Genomic DNA, 17,506 nt, shown 5'->3' on the forward strand with positions numbered 1-17,506 from the left:
CGCACAGCGCCGCGATCACGACCTGCCCGCAGGCTCCAGCGGCGCTCCCCATAGGATCAGACCACGCATGGGATCTGGAGAACGGTGATGGCAGGGGCTGCTGCAAAGGCCACGGCTGAGGCTGCCTGGGAGGCGGTGATCGGCCTCGAGACCCACGTGCAGCTGGGCACCGACAGCAAGATCTTCACCTGCGCCTCCACCGCCTTCGGCGACGACCCCAACACCCATATCGATCCGGTGGTGTGCGGCTTGCCCGGCACCCTGCCGGTGCTCAATCAGCGGGTGCTCGAGTATGCGGTGAAGGCCGCCATGGCCCTCAACCTCAGGATCGCCGAGCACAGCAAGTTCGACCGCAAACAATATTTCTATCCCGATCTACCGAAGAACTATCAGATTTCCCAGTACGACGAGCCCATCGCCGAAGAGGGCTGGATCGAGGTGGAGGTGGCTGAGAAGGGCAAGGAGACCTACCTCAAAACGATCGGAATCGAGCGGCTTCACATGGAGGAGGATGCCGGCAAACTCGTGCACGCCGGCAGCGATCGCCTGGCCGGCTCCACCCATTCGCTGGTGGATTACAACCGCGCTGGGGTGGCCCTGGCCGAAATCGTCAGCAAACCCGACCTGCGCACCGGCCGGGAGGCCGCCGAATACGCCTCCGAGATCCGCCGGATCATGCGTTACCTGGGCGTCAGCGATGGCAACATGCAGGAGGGTTCCCTGCGCTGCGATGTGAACATCTCCGTGCGCCGTGGACCCGATGCTCCCTTCGGCACGAAGGTGGAGATCAAGAACATGAACTCCTTCTCTGCCATTCAGAAGGCGGTTGAGTATGAGATCCAGCGCCAGATCAAGGCCTATGAGGCCGGTGAGCCGGTGGTCCAGGAAACCCGCCTCTGGGACGAAGCCAAGCAGCTCACCAAGAGCATGCGCAGCAAGGAAGGTGCCAGCGACTACCGTTACTTCCCTGACCCCGATCTTGGCCCGATCGAGGTGAGCACGGAGCAGCGGGAATCCTGGCGGGCCGAGCTGCCCGAGCTGCCGGCCGCGAAGCGCCATCGCTACGCCGATCAGCTCGGCCTTTCGATCTACGACGCCCGCGTGCTCACCGATGAGCGCGCCATGGCCGAATATTTTGAAGCCGCCGTGGCTGCCGGTGGAGATCCCAAAGCCGTGACCAACTGGGTGACCGGTGACATTGCCGCGTACGTGAATGCCAACCGGCTCCTGATCACCGAACTGCCGTTTCAGGCCGTCCAGCTGGCCGAGATGGTTCAGATGATCGAATCCGGAGTCATCAGTGGCAAGATTGCCAAGGAGATTCTGCCCGAACTGCTGGAGAAAGGCGGCTCGCCCAAGGCGATCGTGGCGGAGCGCGGCCTTGGCATGCTCAGTGATCCGGTGGCGATCACCGCGATCGTGGAGGAGCTGCTGGCCGCCCATCCCGATGAAGTGGAAGCCTTCCGGGGCGGCAAGAACAAACTCCAGGGCTTCTTCGTGGGCCAGCTGATGAAGAAGACCGGCGGCAAAGCCGACCCGAAGCTGGCCAACCAGATCCTGCTGGAGAAGCTGAAGGGCTGATCCCGGCGACCTTCTCCTTCGCCCCGCCATGGCCCAGCTGCGTCCGCCCCGCTTCGCCAAGGGGGCTCCCTTCCACCTCACCGACCTGCCCGGCCCGCTGCAGAGGGCCCTGGATGCAGAGCTGGCCCGTCTCCACTTTGTTCCCGTGGAGGAAACGCCGGCCCTCGATCCGGAGTACGGCGCGGTGGTGGTTGGTGGTATCTCAGCCGCGGGTCAGGGGCGGCCGCAGCTTGGCCATGCCCCCATGGTGGAGGAGCTGCAGGAGCGCTTCTACGCCACGCTCACGCCCATGCTGGAGACCTGGGCCGGTTGCCGCCTGGAGCGCACCTGTGCCTATGGCATCCGTAGCTACGGCCCCGGCTGCCGCCTGCATCTGCACCGCGATCGCGTCGATACCCACGTGATCAGCTGCATCGTGCACGCCGACGACCGCTCCGATCAGGCCTGGCCCCTTGATTTCGTGGATCACGAGGGGGCCCATCACCAGGTGTTCTTCCGGCGGGGTTCGTTGCTGTTCTACGAGAGCCTCTGCCCCCATGGCCGGCTGACGCCCTTTGCAGGGGAGTACTACCGCAATCTCTATTTCCATTGGCGGCCGGTGGGCTGGGATCCCGCTCCCTTGCGCGGGATGGTCTGCAAGTACCGCAGCCTGCAGCAGTGCCTCGCGGAGTGGGCCGTGGAGGCGATCCCTCCGGACTGGCAGGAGTGGTTCCGGCTCAACCGCGATCGCGGCTGTGACCGCCGCGGGCTAATCGAGCGGGGGCTGGCCCAGGGCTTTACGAGCGAGGCCATTGCAGCGGTGCTGGACGCGAAGGCTGCGCCTGCTGCGCTCGCGGCGAGGCCGGCACCGGAGCCCCCCCAGGCCAGCTGGCTTCATTGGTTCGAGGCCCGCCTCACCGATCCCCGCCAGCGTCCCCGCGCCTGGCGCCTGGATACGCCGCTGGCGCAGGTGTACGAGATCCCTGGTTTTCTCTCGGCTGAGGAGTGCGCCGCGATCCGCGCAGCGATCGATGGTTCCCTGCAGCCATCCACCGTGACCCAGGGTCCGGCGGACTATCGCACCAGCCGCACCTGTCACCTGCGCGATGGCGATCGCGCCCTGGCTGCGGATCTCGATCGGCGGCTGGCGGAGCTGCTGGGAGTGGATCCGGCCCTCTCCGAGGGGATTCAGGGTCAGCGCTATGGAGGAGGCGAGTACTTCCGGGAGCACACCGACTGGTTCACCCCCGGCACCGAGGAATACCGGCAGCACACCCGCCCGGGGGGGCAGCGCACCTGGACGGTGATGATCTACCTCAATGCCGTGGAGGCCGGCGGCGAAACCCGCTTCCGCCTGCTGGATCGCTCCTTCACGCCGGTGCCGGGGCTGGCCCTGGCCTGGAACAATCTGATGGCCGATGGCACCCCCAACCCCTACGTGCTCCATGAAGCCCTGCCGGTGCGGCAAGGCTGTAAGTACGTGATCACCAAGTGGTTTCGCGCTGAGCCGGGGCGGAATTCCTGAGCTCTCCGCTCAGATCAGTGGCAGGGGGGAGCTCGGATTGAAGTGCCCTGCGGCTGCGGGGAACGCAACGGGGACGTGCCCGCCAGGGCTGATGTCGGCAGTGAAGGGAGTGGCCCAAGGCCAGGAGTCCATCAGCGGCGGCAGGATTGCGTTGCCGTCGCCACCGCCATCGCCATCGCCACCGCCATCGCCATCGCCACTGGAGTGGTGATTGGGATCCTGGCTGGAGCCTCCTCCCACCACGGCGCCGCTGGGGAGTTCCGCCAGGCCTGTGATCGGATCGCTGCTGGCCGTGTCGTCGGCCAGAACGGCAACGCCACGGAAGCGACGCCAGCGCCCCACCCCCGGGACCCACACGCCCGCGGCTGCCCCGGGAACGCCGAGCTCGTCCATGACCTGCTCTAGCGCGCCATTGAGCCGGGCCTTGGGCAGTCGGTTCACCGCCTGTTCCCCCTTCTCCAGGCCGGTGATGCCTTGGCGATCCAGCAGTTCCGCCATGCGGCGGAACAGCAGGGTGGGGGGATGGCCCTGCGGCCGGCCGGCGGTGTTCATCACGATCACCGCCCGGGCATCCGAGAGGGGCTCGTGCATCACCAGGGCGGTGAAGCCCAGTCCTTCGCCGGTATGGCCCCACCAGCCCGAGAGTTCTCCGATGCCGAGCCCGTAGCGGTCGTACTCCGGTCCCCTTGCCAGGGGTTGGGCGGCGTTCAGCCGCTCGGCCTGGCTGGCGGGGCTCAGGAGGGTGCCCCGGCCCAGGGCTCTGGCCCAGCGCCTGAGGTCGCCGAAGCTGGCCACCATCTCGCCGGCGGCGGCGTAGATGGAGAGGTTGGGGAGCTGTGGCTCCGGCACGCCGTTCACCTGCTCGTACCCCACCGGGTGGGGGTCGGGCCAGAGGCGGTCGTCCGGGGTGGCCAGGGTGTGGCGCAGCCCGAGCGGGCGCAGGATGCGCCGCTCCAGTTCCTGGGCGAAGCTGCGGCTGCTCACGGCCTCCACCACCCGGCCCAGGAGCACTGTGTTGGAGTTGGTGTACACGGCTTCCGCGCCGGCCGGACCCTGCAGCGGTTCCCGCCAGGCATAGGCCAGCAGCTCCTGGGGCCGGAAGATTCGGGTGGGGTCGCTCAGCAGGTCCGCGAGGAAGTCGGGAGTGGTGTAATCCGGCAGACCGCTGGTCATCGCCGCCAACTCCCGCAGAGTCACACGCTCGCCGTTGGGCACGCCGTCCACGTAGGTGGCCACGGGCGCGTCGAGGTCGAGGCGGCCCTCCTCTGCCAGCTGCAGGATCAGCGTGACGGTGAACGACTTGGTGACCGAGCGCAGCGGCCAGCTTTCGTCGCCGCCCACGGCACGGCTGTTGGTCGTAGGGCTGATTGCAGCAGGGTTCTCCTCTGCAGCAGCGTGGTCTGTGGCAGCGCTTTCAGTCATTCGTTTCAACCATTCGTTTCAGTCATTCGTTCGGGCAGCTGTGATGTCTCGATTGCAGGGAGCGCAAAGGAGCGCGCAACAGGCAGTGCAACAGCTCAGTCTGGATGACAGGCTAGGAGGCGCGCGAGCGTCTGCTTTGCGGATTCAGTTGCGTGGCCACTGAGGCCAGGCTCGGCAGCGGACTTGGGCAACGCAAACGGCTTGGCCTCACACCATGTCTGGGCTGTGACAACTTTGCACAGAACAACAAGAAGCGGGGAGGTGAGGCTAGTTTGGAGCCATCGATGTTGGTAAGGGGATGGCGGCGAATCCTCTTGGGGCGATTCCTTTTGTTGTGACCATGAGTCACAACATCAATCTGGACAAGATCAAAAGCTCCAGTGAATTTCTAAACCGATGGTATCTGCAGTTGCTTGGTGATGTCGCCAAAGGGGCTTTCAATCTCGGCTCCGGCAACACAATCAATGCAGCGCCCGGTAGTGGAACGGAGCTCACGGCCATTCGCTCTGAGGCCCCCAAGTCCCTGAGTCAGCTGCGGGCCAGTGACCCCGGTGCCATCTATCCCTATCTGCTCGATCCTGCGACCCATGCCGATTACGCTGCGGCCTATGGTAAGGCGAACGCAGAGATCGGCAAATTCTTTTCCTCGGCCAACAAAGACATCCTCTCGGATCAGTCTGCCTTCCCCGCCCTGTGGCTGAGCGATATCCAGAACGGACAGTTTCTGTTTGCTTCGCAGCAACCGGCGGGAACACTGGTTAACGATGGAAGTGGTGCCCCCAACCCAATCCAGGAAAGCTACAATTACCTCTTGGGGGAGCTCTATGTGGGCCTTGGACCAACGGGGAGCAACAGCAACAATGGCGATATCACCTACATTGAGCAGTTTGGTCTGCCGGCCAGCCTGAGCGTCTAGTTCGCCGATGCTGCTGGCTCTCTACCGCGGCATCGTTGATCAGAATGGGAGTGGACTCAGTATTCCCGGCACCAGTTCCTTTCTGCTCCCGGGCGGAGCCTCGAATCCGGGGGTGAACAATGCTTCGGCTTTTGCTGAGACCCTGAGGGGCTATCCCCAGCTGGAGCAGAAGCAGCTGGGTGAGGCCGACGGTGAGCTCTATGCGAATCCCAAGACGATCTACAGCGGCGTGTCGAATGCGATCGTGAATCCGGCCTATGGTGATTTCTATGATTATTTCCAGTATCTGAAGAGTCTGAATCCAGTTTCCTCTCCAATCCGCTGGTCGGGTCAGTTCAATCAGCAGACGGCCTACCGCGTCACCGATGTCGTGTTGGATGGATTTACCGGCCAGGGAGACTTCTCTGGTTACGACCAGAATGCTTCGATTCATCTCAGCCTCAGCTACGACTCCTACACCACCGATAACAAGCCGCCCCCAAAACTGACGCAAACTGCGGATGTGGTGATTCCCTGGTTCGGGATCCCTCAGACGCCGAGCCTGCCTGGCATCAACACCGCGGCGCCTGCGGCGAATGCCTACACGGTGGCCAACTCCGATCGTGATCCGCAGCAGCCCTCCGGGGGCTGGACGCTGGAGTGGGCGCCTGCCTACCAGAACGGGCAGACCTTCTCGGGCGCCTTGGCGCCCCTCACTCCCTTTCGGGGCTCTGCGGAGGAGGTCAGTTCAGGCGGGAGTGATCAGGTTGGCGGCCTCTATTCCTATTACGACGAGCTGTTTGCCTATGACAAGGCCGGGATCACCCTGACTCCGAAGCCCTACGAGTGGAACCCTACGGGGGATGTGCTGCTGTCCTTCTCTCCGCCGGCGAACCCGCAGGTCTTTGATTGGCAGTCGCTGACGCTGAACGGGGCGGCTGCCGAGGCGGTGCTGCAGATCAAATTTGATGGAACCCACTGGTTTTTCCAGGGGAACAGCGGTCAGTTGTGGAACAACATCGCCACGGGCGCGGAGTTCAAAGTTCCAGGCGGAGGGAATCTGCCGGGTGGCTTTTCTCCCACCGTGGGTCTGCAGCGCGCTCCAGGCGCGGTTACCGCGCTCGAGGACCTCACTTTCAAGCCCCAGAGCGGTGTTTCCACGGCTGCGCCAGTCACCAGCTTTCAGGTGCTGGATGCCGGCAACAATCATGCTCGGGTCGCCACCTTGTCGCTCGAGGACAGTTGGCAGGCCAACCAATTGGTGAATCCCACCAACTTCACCTATGCCGCCACCACCGCGGGCATCCTCGGGGCCGGAGCCGGGTATTACATCAGGCCTGGGACCACAGGTAACTATCAGACCGTGAATGGCCTTCAGAATGATCTCTATGGCACGGTTGTTGGTGATTTTCTTTCGCTGATCAATGCGGGTCTGCTGGGCGCCACCAAGCCCTTTACCTATGGCGCCCAGGCCCTGCCGATCGGTGAGCTCGGCCAGCTCGATTCCGGCTATCAGATCCATGAGGGTGCCGTGGTGCCCTCACCCTGGTTGGACAAGGTGAATGGCCCGGTGGCGAAGGATGCCCTTTTTGGGGCTTCGGCCTGGAACCAGCCCCTGCCCACCGGTCTGGAGGCGCCCTACAGCGTCTGGGCGTCGCTAGTGAATGATTATGCGACGAGCGTGTATGGCTTTGGCCTGAGCGATCGATTCCGCAACGGCTACGACATCAGCTTCAACCTGGAGAAGATGGATCTCTCCAGCCTGAGCGATGCCCAGAAGGATGCCATCCAGCTGTAGCAGTTCATCCCCAATGCCGCTTCTCCTGCGGAGGCGTTGAAGCCCACGAATGCGAAGGAGACTGGTGCCACAGCGTTGTATCCGGTGTTTGTTGAGTATCAGATCGGTGACTTTGGCACCGGCCCCTACGATTTTTGCCCACTTACGCCACTCCAACTCCAACTCCAACCCCAGCCCCCACTCCAACTCCTGTCCCCGCCCCATCCCCAACTCCAGCCCCCTCTCCAGTCCCGACGCCGGCCCCTGTTCCCAGTCCAACCCCAGCCCCAGCACCATCCCCCAGTCCAGAGCCGGATCCACGGCCGCGTCCCCAGCCTTCTGAGCAGCCATTGCCGCCCCAGGTGGCTCGCTTCGAACCCCTGAATGACTCGATTCCAGTTGGAGACCCTGGCTTTGTGGTGGCTGATGCCGGGCTGGTGATCTCGGAGGCCTCGGTGCTGCAGGTTCTGGGAGCCGAGCAGGTGGTGGTCACAGCGCCCGATGGCTCACAACGCTCTGCCTTGCCGCCGACTGGGATTGATGAGCTTCTGGATGGCTACATCCAGTATGTGGTGTCTGGACTTCAGCCTGGAGCCAGCACCGTGGTGTCGTTCTTCCTGCCCGACTCTCTACAGGTGGAGGGGGTGAATGGGAATGCGCTGGTGAAGTTCAACGTCCAGAGCGGCTTGTTCGAAGACTATCTCGATCTGGATGGCTCACCTCTTTACAGTCTTATTGACAGCAATGCCGATGGCATCACCGATCGGATCGACATCGTTCTGCGGGATGGAGATCCCCGCTGGGATGGCGATGGTCTCGCCAATGGATCCGTGGCTGATCCAGCTGGCTATATCGCCGGATCGATTGCCATCCAGGCTCGCAAGCCCAAGGGGCGCGGTGACGGGCGCGGCGAACGGATCGAAGCGAATCTTCTGGCCAATGTCATCACGGGCAGCAAGGGTAGCGATGTGATCATTGGCGGGCTGGGCGCCGATCTGATGAAAGGACGCTCCGGGGATGATCGCTATGTCTGGCTCAGCTCCGCAGAGAGCGGCGTTGCCCCTGGCAGCAGGGATGTGATCACAGATTTCCAGGCTGGTAAAGATGGAAATCCGAAGGATCAGCTCAAGCTCAGGGCCCTGGCCCCAGGGCTGGCTTACATCGGCGCCCAGTCTTTTCCTGCCACGGGCGCTGAGGTTCGTTTTCAGGCGGGTCTGCTGGAGGCTGATTCGAATGGTTATGGGCTTGCCGATTTCTCGGTGGCGCTGCAGCGGCACGGTGATCCTGTGGCCAAGTTGTGGGAGAGCAACCTGCTGCTGTGAGTCCTCAGCCGTTCCGAGACGCCGCGAGGGCCCCTTCCACTGCTGTGGTGAGCCCATCGCTCGTTCCCCGGTTGTCGATCAGACGGTCGGCCAGGAGCCGCTTGCGCTCCAGGGGCCACTGGGCGTGAATGCGGCGAAGGGCCTCCGCCTCCGGCAGGCCATCACGGTGGATCAGGCGCTGCCTCTGCTCGGCTTCGTCGCAGTCCACCAGCCACACCTCGCTGCAGAGGTTCTCAAGGCCCACTTCGAACAGCAGCGGGATCATCAGCACCACTACCGGTTCAGCCGCCAGCCGCTCCAGCTCCTGATCGAAACGGGTTCTGACCAGCGGATGCACCAGTTGCTCCAACCAGAGGCGCTCGACCGGATCGGCAAAGACGATCCTGCCGAGGGCAGCGCGATCAACCGCTGCGGTGCCGTTGCTGCTGGCCTCGGCCCTCACCAACGGGCCGTAGCGCCCCAGCACGGCCGCCGCCCCGCCACTCCCTGCGGCGAGGGCCTCGCGGGCGTAGGTGTCGGCATCCAGCACCGGCAGTCCGTAGGTTTCAGCCAGGATCCGTCCAACCGTGCTCTTGCCGCTGGCGATGCCGCCGGTGAGGCCGATCCGTCGCTGATTGCCCTGCCACCGCTCACCCCGCCACCGCTCCTCCCGCGATCGGTTGCCATTCCCCTTGCCACTGTTACTGCCAGCCCCACTACTGCTGCCAACCACCCTCAGCCCCCCAGCAGGCGCTGAAGTCCTCGGGTCAACAGGGTGGTGAGGTCGGCTTCCAGCCAGTCGTTCTGGCCGCGGCCGGTCTCCAGGTTCTGCAGCTCCTGTTCGGCGGCGCGGCGTTCGACCTCTTCCTGCCGCCGGCGCCGCTCCTGTTCCCGTTGTTCCTCCTCCATGCGGGCGGCGTGGTGCAGCAGGCCGCCCGCATGGGCCCACTCCATCAGTTGCCGCAGTTCGCCGGCATCGAGCCAGAGCCCGTGGTCGCGGCAGCGGTCCACGATCACGCCACTGCGCTTGCCGTAGAGGCTGCGGTTCATCAGGTCGTCGCAGACGGGGCAATGGCGGTAGCGCAGCGGTGGGCTGCTGCCGGCCGCCTGCTCCACCAGGCTGTTCAGCCTGGGGGCGTCGATGTCGACTGAGGGTCGCACCGCCTGGCTCAGCAGCTGCTCCAGCACGCCGTGGCCCAGGAACAGCCCCAGGCAGGTGTGGCAGCGGCCCACCACCAGCGGCGGATCGCCCCCCAGCCGCAGCTCCTCGAGGGGCTGGCGGCAGTCCGGGCAGCTGAGCTGCTGCATCGGGCCGATCGATTCGGCCTGCACCCAGCTCTGCAGGTCCACGTCCTGGCGGCTGCCGCAGTAGGCGCAGACCACCGCCTGGGGGGGCAGGGGAGCGGCGCAGCAGGCACACTTCATGGCTCTGGTCCTGCCGGCGGCACCGGCGGTGGTGGCGGAGGGGGCGGTGGCGTTTGCAGCAGTACCGCCAGTTCCGCCAGGTCGGCGGCCCGTTGCCAGGTCTCCAGGCCCGGATGCCACAGCAGGTTGGCGGCTGTGAGCTGGCCCTGATCGCGCAGCACCAGCAGTTGCTCGGCGGTGTAGGGCCCGAGCTGCTGCTGGCCCGCCAGCAGGTGGTACTGGCGTGGTGGCGGGCTGGCCCCTGGCCCTGATGCCGGCGGCCCGGAAGCCGCTGCCGTTCCAGCCAGCCGCTGGGCCATCGCCATGCCGATGCCCATTCCCACCCCCGCCGCCGCTTCTCCGCCGGGATTGGCGGCGGCCTGTTCCATGGCGATGCCGGCCTGATAGGTGGTGAAGGCCTGCAGGTCGCCGCTGAGGGCGATCTGGTTGCGGCGATCGAGGGCCGCCTCCACCTCCGGCGGCAGTGACAGGTTCTCGATCAGCAGGCTGGTGAAGGCCAGTCCGTAGCCCTCCACCTCCTGCGCCAGCCGTTGGCCCAGCGCGCTCGCCAGTTCGTCGTAGTTGGCCGCCAGCTCCAGCACGGGATGCTCGCTCTCACCGAGCAGGTCGGCCAGGCGGGTCACGATCAGGTTGCGCAGCTGCTCGCTGATCCCCTCGATATTGAAGTGCGGTTGGCTGCCGGTCACTTCACGCATCAGCTGGGCCGGATCCCGCACCTGCAGGGCGTAGGTGCCGAACCCCCGCAATCGCACCGGCCCCAGCTCCCGGTCGCGCACCAGCACCGGATGGCGGGTGCCCCACTTGAGGTTGGTGAACTGGCGGGTGGCCACGAACACCACCTCGGCCTTGAAGGGGCTCTCGAAGCCGTAGGGCAGGGAGAGCAGGGTGGTGAGGAAGGGCAGGTTGCGGGTCTCCAGTACGTAGCGGCCCGGCCCGAAGCCATCGGCGATCCGCCCCTCGTTCACGAACACGGCCCACTGGCCTGGGCGCACCGTGAGCTGGGCGCCCATCTTGATGGCATTGCCCTGGCGCGGAAACCGCCACACCAGGGTGGCGGCGGCATCGGCATCGGGGCCCTCCGCCTCCCCCTGCTCGGGCCATTCGATGACGTCGATGAACTCGCTGCGCACCTTCTCCCAGATCGCCATCGGCGTCGTGCTGCGGTCTTGAACGCAGGCTAGGGGGGTGGCCAGCGTCCGTCAGGGCAGGATTGGCCCAGGCGTTTCCAAGCCGCGTTGTTGGCCGCCTGCCGTTTCCGCCGCCGCCGCCCCATGTCCGCCGGTTCCCTCTCCGCCCTCTGGCATCCGATCACCGGTGGCGTCACGGCGCCTGCCGGTTTCCTGGCGGCGGCGGTCACCGCGGGCCTGAAGCCCTCGGGCAACCCGGATCTTTGCCTGGTGCTGGCCCCGGAGGGGGCCGTCTGCGCCGGCACCTTCACCACCTCGCTGGTGCGCGCCGCCTGCGTCGACCTCTGCGCTGAACGGCTGATGGTCAGCGGCGGCCATGCCCGGGCGGTGCTCACCAACTCCGGCCAGGCCAATGCCTGCACCGGCGATCGCGGCCTGATCGACAGCCTGCGGGCCACCCAGGCGGTGGCCGATCGACTGGGCCTGCAGGCCGAGGAGGTGCTGATCTGCTCCACCGGGGTGATCGGCGTACCGATCCGGATGGACACCCTGGTGGCAGGCCTCGATCCACTGGTGGTCGCCCTCAGCCCCGAGGGCGGCGCCGCTGCCGCCACGGCGATCCTCACCACGGATCTGATCGACAAACAACTGGCCCTGGAGGCCGATCTGGGCGGCCGGCGGGTGCGCCTCGGTGGCATGGCCAAAGGCTCGGGGATGATCCATCCCGACATGGCCACGATGCTGGGCACCCTCACCTGCGATGCCGGTGTGCCCGCCGAGCTGTGGCAGGCGATGGTGCGGCGGGCGGTGGATCGCTCCTTCAATGCGATCACGGTGGACGGCGACACCAGCACCAACGACACGTACCTGGCGTTTGCAGCCGGGGAGCCCTTAAGCCCCGAGCACTTCGACGCGCTGGAGGCCGGCCTCACGGCGGTGTCGCAACACCTGGCCCGCGCCATCGCCCGCGACGGCGAGGGCGCCACCTGCCTGATCGAGGTGCGGGTGGAGGGGGCGGCCGATGAGGCCGGCGCCCGCGTCATCGCCCGCACCATCTGCGGCTCGTCGCTGGTGAAGTGCGCCGTGCACGGCCGCGACCCCAACTGGGGACGGATCGTGGCGGCGGCGGGCCGGGCCGGCGTGGCTTTCGATCCGGAGGCGGTGGCCCTCTGGCTGGGGGAGTACCAGTTGATGGCGGCCGGTCAGCCCCTGCCCTTCGATCGCCCGGCCGCTTCGCAGTATCTGAAGGATCGCGCCGCCGGCCGTTATCTCGGCGGGCCTGGAGCCGGCGGCGACACGGTGCTGATCCGCCTGGTGGTGGGCGAGGGCCCCGGCCAGGGCTGCGCCTGGGGCTGCGATCTCTCCGACCAGTACGTGCGCATCAACGCCGATTACACGACCTAGCCGGCTACTCGACCTGGGCCGGAATCCGAGCCTGGTTCCGGCGGCCGTGGCGGGTCCTGCGGCAGACCTTGGTGGGTCGCTCCGCGTGATGGGGCATCAGGAAAACGGGCGCAGAGCCACGGTCCGTTACAAACTGCAATACTATGGGGATGGTCATCGAGCGGGTCCTCTGGGTCCGCTTTTTTGTGGGCGGATCACTGGCTGTTGTGCGGTGGTGTTGTGCGGTGGCAGTCCAGGATTCAAGGCTGTGCTGTGGGCGCACACGGCGTTGGTTTGGCCTTCGATGATGCGATCGACATCTCCAGCGCCAGTGGCTCCTTCCGAGCCTCCGACTGCGTCTGCAGTGTCAGCGGTGCCAGCGTCAGCAGTGAAAGCCTCGGTAGTGCAAGCGGCACCTGGATTCCGCAGGCGGCTGCGAAGTCTGCCCTGGCTGTTGTTGGTGTTGCTTCCCGATGCGGGTCTGGCGGCTGACGCTGTGCGCTGTGGGGCCCTGCTCGATCGCCGCAATGCGCTGGCGGAGCAGGCCATGGCTGAGGAGATCCGCCTGGCCGGCGCCGTGCGCGATCGTCTCTGCCCGGCGCTGAACCGTCGCGCCGATGCCGCCAATGCCAACCCGGACTCCGCGGCTGCCGGGGCACCGCAGGAGCAGCCCTTCGATTACGGCGGTTACGTGGAGTGCCGCCATCGGGCCGAGGCGGAGCTGGCCCGCAGCCGCGCGGTGTTGTATCGCAACCGGCTGGGCTTTCCCTTTTATACCGAGGCCGGCGCCGACCTGGCCCGTCAATCGGATCGGCTGGTCCAGGAGCGGCTCCAGGTGGGCTGCCCCGGTCAGTCCTGAGTTCACGGGGGTCCGTTCCCCTGGTCCAGAGGCAGGATGGCGTCACAGTTGCAAGGTTCTGTGATGGCCGCCGCGGCCCCGCCCCCCTCCAGACCGCGGCCGAATCCCTGGCTCGGGCCCCTGCTGGTGGGGGTCTGTTTCGGGGTGGGGTATGGCCTCACCCAGCGCCTGCTGACCCTCAACCTGCCAGGCCTGATTCATCTCGGCCAGGGCTTTTCCCTCAAGCCGTTCCCCGGTACCGGCCTGGAGGCCCTGAGGCAGCGCTTCGGCCAGGAGGGTCAGCAGATCCGCGGTGATCTCGACCTGCTGGAGCTGGAGGCCCAATCCCGGCAGCAGGACGAGGAGATGCGCAAGCGGCAGGACGCTCTCGATGCCGAAGAGAAGCGGCAGTCTGAGGCCCCCGAGCCTCTGGCGCTGCCGGAGGCTGAACGCCCACAGGACGGTGGTGGTGGCGGAACCCCAGCGGCGACCCCCGCAGGACCCTCTGCCGCGACACCTTCGGGGAACCCTGCGGTGAAGCCAGAGGCTCCCCCGCCGGTCCAGCCGGCCGCCGAGCCGGCCCCGCCACCACCGCCGAGCCCCGGTCCCAGGCCGTGATCGTTCACAGTCCCCACCCCCGGCTGCCACAGTGACGGCAGTACCAGGCCCGAGATGAGCGCGCCCCAGTCCCTCTTCCAGGCGGCCGTCAACCGCTTCACGGCCCGGCTGGGCAGTGGCCTGGCCGATGCCGCAGCAGGACTGGCGGTGCTCGCCCAGGAGGCTCCGGAACGGCTGCAGCAGGAATGGCAATTGTTCTGGCAGGAAGTGGAACTGGAAGCTGAGAGGCTGGAGAGGAGCACGGGCAGCACAGCCGATGCGGCTGGCACCAACATTTCGACTGTTTCGACGTCTCCCTTTGAGGGAGATGGCATGCCGGGCGAGGCCTTCGCCCGTGATCCGGGCTTCTCGCGTTTCCCCCGGGAGACCCAGGCTCAGATCGATGCCCTGCGGGCCCAGGTGGCCACCATCGCGCGCCGCCTCGACGAACGGCCCGCGGTGCAGGACTGAACGCCATGACGGTCAGTGGCGTAGCGGTCAGTGGTGCGGCGGTCAGCGGGATGGCGGCTGGAGTGCCAGTCCGTGGCATTGGTTCGTGGCGCCGTGCAGTGCTCGATGGCGCCACCCGGATCTGGCGGCCGCTGCGGATCTGGGGCCTCACCCTGAGGCTGCTGGCCAGCCTCTGGTGGGATGGCCGCCGCTGGAGTTATCCCGGTGGGTTCACCCCGGAACGCCTGGCGGCACGGCAGCGCCGCCGGGCCCGCTGGCTCACGCAGCAGTTCCTGTCTTTGGGCTCGGCCTTCATCAAGCTCGGTCAGCTGCTGTCTGCCCGCCCCGATGTGCTGCCCGCCGATGTGGTGGAGGAGCTGTCCCATCTGCAGGACCGGGTGCCCGCCTTTCCGTTTTCGGTGGTGGAGGGTCTGCTGGAGCAGGAACTGGGTGAGCGCTGCGCCGAGATCCTCGATCTCGAGGAGGTGCCGCTCGGCTCGGCCAGCCTGGCCCAGGTGCACCGCGCCAGCCTGCGCAGCGGCCGCCAGGTGGTGTTCAAGGTGCAGCGCCCTGGACTGGAGCGCCTTTTCCGGCTCGATCTGGAAGTGCTGCAGCAGGTGGCGGCGGCCGTGCAGCGCCACCCCCGCTGGGGCCAGGGGCGCGACTGGATCGGCATTGCCAAGGAATGCCGCCGCGTGCTGCTGCGGGAGCTCGATTTCCGCCTGGAGGCCGAGCATGCCGCCCGCTTTCGGCAGCAGTTTCTTGAGGATCCGGGCATCCGCATTCCGGCCGTGGTCTGGGAACTGAGCAGCCGCCGCGTGCTCTGCCTCGATTACGTGCCTGGCATCAAGATCACCGACCGCCCGGCCCTGGTGGCGGCAGGCATCGAGCCCGCTGCCGTGGCGGAGAAGGGCGCCGCCAGTTATCTGCAGCAGCTGGTGCGCTTCGGCTTCTTCCACGCCGATCCCCACCCCGGCAACCTGGCTGTGGCAGCCGATGGTGCCCTCATCTACTACGACTTCGGGATGATGGGGCAGATCTCGGAGCGGCTGCGCAGCCGCCTCGGCCGCATGGTGCGGGCCGCCGCGGCGCGGGATGCCTCCACCCTGGTGGAGGAACTGCAGCGGGCCGGTGTGATCGCCGAGGGCGTTGATCTCGGCCCGGTCCGGCGGCTGGTGCGGGTGATGCTCACCGAGGCGCTCACGCCTCCGTTCAGCTCCAACGTGCTGCAGAAGCTCTCAGGAGATCTCTATGACCTCGTCTACGACCAGCCATTCCGCCTTCCACCGGAACTGATCTTCGTGATGCGGGCCCTCTCCACCTTCGAGGGGGTGGGCCGCAGCCTCGATCCCGGCTTTAGCCTGGTTTCCATTGCCCGCCCCTACCTGCTGCCCCTCATGACTGCCAGTGGGTCCGGCCCCAACGACCTGATCAACGAGCTGGGCCGCCAGGCGGCCGAAGTGGGCAGTCGCGCCCTCGGTATTCCCCGCCGGCTCGATGAGAGCCTGGCCCGCATCGAGCAGGGGGATCTGCAGGTGCAGATCCGCGCCGGCGAAACCGACCGGCTGCTGCGGCGCCTGGCCCTGGCGCAGCAGAGTGCCGGCCAGTCATTCCTGCTGGGCGGCCTGGCCGTTGCAGCCGCCCTGCTGGCGGCCAGTGCCAGGCCTGCCCTGGTGGCGATTCCCCTGGTCCTCGGCCTGCCGGTGGGAACGGGCTGGCTGAAGCTGCAGTCGCGCCTGCAGCGCGATGGTCGCCTCGATCAGCTGCAGGGGAACGGCAAGGGCTGATCAGCCCTTGCCGCGGGGGCCGCGGTCCACGGCGCCGGCGTAAACGGCCTGGTTCCCCAGTTCGTCTTCGATGCGCAGCAGCTGGTTGTACTTGGCCACACGCTCGGAGCGGCTCAGGGAGCCGGTCTTGATCTGGCCGGCCCGGGTGGCCACCGCCAGGTCGGCGATGGTCACGTCTTCGGTTTCGCCGCTGCGGTGGCTGATCACGCTGGTGTAGCCAGCCCGGCCGGCCAGGTCGATCGCCTGCAGGGTCTCGGTGAGCGAACCGATCTGGTTCACCTTGATCAGGATCGAGTTGGCCACGCCCCGGTCGATGCCCTGCTGCAGCCGCTCGGTGTTGGTCACGAACAGGTCGTCGCCCACCAGCTGCACCGTGCTGCCCAGCTTCTGGGTGAGCAGATCCCAGCCGTCCCAGTCGTCTTCGGCCAGCCCGTCTTCGATCGACACGATCGGGAAGCGGCTCACCAGGGCCGCCAGTTGGTCCACCATCTCGGCGCTGGTGTAGTGGCTGCCGCCGAAGGCATAGCGGCCGTCCTTGAAGAACTCGGTGCTGGCCACGTCGAGGGCCAGGGAGATCTGATCACCAGCGCGATAGCCGGCCTTCTCGATCGCCTTCACCAGCAGGTCACCGGCGGCATCGTTGCTGGCCAGATCCGGCGCGAAACCGCCCTCGTCGCCCACGGCGGTGGAGAGGCCCTGCTCGTGCAGCAGACCCTTGAGGGTGTGGAACACCTCGGCGCCCATGCGTAGGGCTTCGCGGAAGCTGTTGGCGCCGTGGGGCACCAGCATGAACTCCTGAAAATCGAGGTTGTTGGTGGCGTGGGCGCCGCCGTTGATCACGTTCATCAGGGGCACCGGCAGCAGGTTCGCCATCGGGCCGCCGAGGTAGCGGTAGAGGGGCAGATTCAGCCCCTTGGCGGCGGCCTGGGCCACCGCCAGACTCACGGCCAGGATGGCGTTGGCGCCCAGCACGGATTTGTTGTCACTGCCGTCCAGTTCCGCCATGGCGTTGTCCACCGCCACCTGGTCGAGGGCGCTGAGGCCACACAGGGCCGGTGCGATCCGCTCCTCGATGTTGGTCACGGCCTGGGTCACGCCCTTACCGAAGTAGGCCTTGCCGCCGTCGCGCAGTTCATGGGCCTCATGGGCGCCGGTACTGGCGCCGCTGGGCACGATCGCCCGGGCATTGGCGCCACCCTCGAGGTAGACCTCGGCTTCCACGGTGGGGGTGCCGCGGGAGTCGAGCACCTCGCGGGCAACGATGGAATCGATGACGAGGTCGAGGGAATCGATCACGTAGGCCGCTCTGGATTGCAGGGATCCTATGGGTGCCCCCCGCCCCCACTGGTGTGCCCACGCGTACCGCGAAGCGACTGGAATTGCCCCTCACAATGGATTCTCACAACCCTGTCTCGCCGC

Annotated in this window: 15 protein-coding genes; 10 read left to right on the forward strand and 5 right to left on the reverse strand. The window is 66.6% G+C overall.

What is annotated here, in order from left to right:
- Positions 1-87: 87 nt before the first annotated feature.
- Positions 88-1,581 carry an Asp-tRNA(Asn)/Glu-tRNA(Gln) amidotransferase subunit GatB gene (gene gatB, locus KQ310_RS00665; RefSeq protein WP_259719871.1) on the forward strand — a complete coding sequence of 498 codons (1,494 nt, stop codon included), beginning with the start codon at positions 88-90 and terminating at the stop codon, positions 1,579-1,581.
- Positions 1,582-1,609: 28 nt separating this feature from the next.
- Positions 1,610-3,085: a 2OG-Fe(II) oxygenase gene (locus tag KQ310_RS00670; RefSeq protein ID WP_259719872.1), complete on the forward strand. Its 1,476-nt coding sequence runs from the start codon at positions 1,610-1,612 to the stop codon at positions 3,083-3,085.
- A 9-nt stretch (positions 3,086-3,094) separates the two neighbouring features.
- On the opposite strand, the gene KQ310_RS00675 is transcribed toward KQ310_RS00670, so the two are convergent.
- The gene (locus tag KQ310_RS00675) at positions 3,095-4,507 is read right to left on the reverse strand and encodes a serine hydrolase (RefSeq protein WP_259719873.1); all 1,413 of its coding nucleotides are present in this window, start codon (positions 4,505-4,507) and stop codon (positions 3,095-3,097) included.
- A gap of 298 nt (positions 4,508-4,805) precedes the next feature.
- Here KQ310_RS00675 and KQ310_RS00680 point away from each other — a divergent pair, with 298 nt between their 5' ends.
- From KQ310_RS00680 to KQ310_RS00690, 3 genes are all read left to right on the forward strand, one after another.
- Entirely contained in the window at positions 4,806-5,423 is a 618-nt protein-coding gene (locus KQ310_RS00680; RefSeq protein ID WP_259719874.1) for a hypothetical protein, read from the forward strand.
- Positions 5,424-5,430: 7 nt separating this feature from the next.
- Positions 5,431-7,200 (forward strand): hypothetical protein, encoded by a 1,770-nt coding sequence (locus tag KQ310_RS00685; RefSeq protein ID WP_259719875.1) that lies wholly within the window; start codon positions 5,431-5,433, stop codon positions 7,198-7,200.
- A gap of 341 nt (positions 7,201-7,541) precedes the next feature.
- A complete protein-coding gene (locus KQ310_RS00690) occupies positions 7,542-8,501 on the forward strand; it encodes a choice-of-anchor U domain-containing protein (RefSeq protein ID WP_259719876.1) in 960 nt (319 codons plus the stop codon).
- A 4-nt stretch (positions 8,502-8,505) separates the two neighbouring features.
- Here KQ310_RS00690 and coaE read toward each other — a convergent pair whose 3' ends face one another.
- The 3 genes from coaE to KQ310_RS00705 all read right to left on the reverse strand — a co-directional run bounded on the left by coaE (position 8,506) and on the right by KQ310_RS00705 (position 11,053).
- The gene (gene coaE / locus KQ310_RS00695; RefSeq protein ID WP_259719903.1) at positions 8,506-9,105 is read right to left on the reverse strand and encodes a dephospho-CoA kinase; all 600 of its coding nucleotides are present in this window, start codon (positions 9,103-9,105) and stop codon (positions 8,506-8,508) included.
- 110 nt (positions 9,106-9,215) lie between these two features.
- Positions 9,216-9,905, reverse strand: coding sequence for a zf-TFIIB domain-containing protein (locus KQ310_RS00700; protein WP_259719877.1), 690 nt, complete (start codon positions 9,903-9,905; stop codon positions 9,216-9,218).
- Complete coding sequence (locus KQ310_RS00705; protein ID WP_259719878.1) at positions 9,902-11,053, reverse strand: SPFH domain-containing protein; 1,152 nt, start codon at positions 11,051-11,053, stop codon at positions 9,902-9,904. The genes KQ310_RS00700 and KQ310_RS00705 overlap by 4 nt, the downstream gene beginning before the upstream one ends.
- A gap of 123 nt (positions 11,054-11,176) precedes the next feature.
- On the opposite strand from KQ310_RS00705, the gene argJ reads away from it, so the two are divergent.
- The 5 genes from argJ (at position 11,177) to KQ310_RS00730 (ending at position 16,087) form a co-directional block, all read left to right on the forward strand.
- Positions 11,177-12,436 carry a bifunctional glutamate N-acetyltransferase/amino-acid acetyltransferase ArgJ gene (argJ, locus tag KQ310_RS00710; RefSeq protein WP_259719879.1) on the forward strand — a complete coding sequence of 420 codons (1,260 nt, stop codon included), beginning with the start codon at positions 11,177-11,179 and terminating at the stop codon, positions 12,434-12,436.
- A gap of 436 nt (positions 12,437-12,872) precedes the next feature.
- Positions 12,873-13,274: a hypothetical protein gene (locus KQ310_RS00715; protein ID WP_259719880.1), complete on the forward strand. Its 402-nt coding sequence runs from the start codon at positions 12,873-12,875 to the stop codon at positions 13,272-13,274.
- A 63-nt stretch (positions 13,275-13,337) separates the two neighbouring features.
- Complete coding sequence (locus tag KQ310_RS00720) at positions 13,338-13,871, forward strand: hypothetical protein (protein ID WP_259719881.1); 534 nt, start codon at positions 13,338-13,340, stop codon at positions 13,869-13,871.
- A gap of 54 nt (positions 13,872-13,925) precedes the next feature.
- On the forward strand, positions 13,926-14,321 hold the full coding sequence (locus KQ310_RS00725) for a hypothetical protein (protein WP_259719882.1): 396 nt from the start codon (positions 13,926-13,928) through the stop codon (positions 14,319-14,321).
- Positions 14,322-14,326: 5 nt separating this feature from the next.
- Positions 14,327-16,087 (forward strand): AarF/ABC1/UbiB kinase family protein, encoded by a 1,761-nt coding sequence (locus KQ310_RS00730; RefSeq protein ID WP_259719883.1) that lies wholly within the window; start codon positions 14,327-14,329, stop codon positions 16,085-16,087.
- On the opposite strand, the gene eno is transcribed toward KQ310_RS00730, so the two are convergent.
- Positions 16,088-17,383: a phosphopyruvate hydratase gene (gene eno, locus KQ310_RS00735; RefSeq protein ID WP_259719884.1), complete on the reverse strand. Its 1,296-nt coding sequence runs from the start codon at positions 17,381-17,383 to the stop codon at positions 16,088-16,090.
- Positions 17,384-17,506 lie beyond the last annotated feature (123 nt).

The sequence above is a fragment of the Synechococcus sp. CS-1328 genome, from assembly GCF_025128095.1.
Taxonomy (GTDB): domain Bacteria; phylum Cyanobacteriota; class Cyanobacteriia; order PCC-6307; family Cyanobiaceae; genus CBW1002.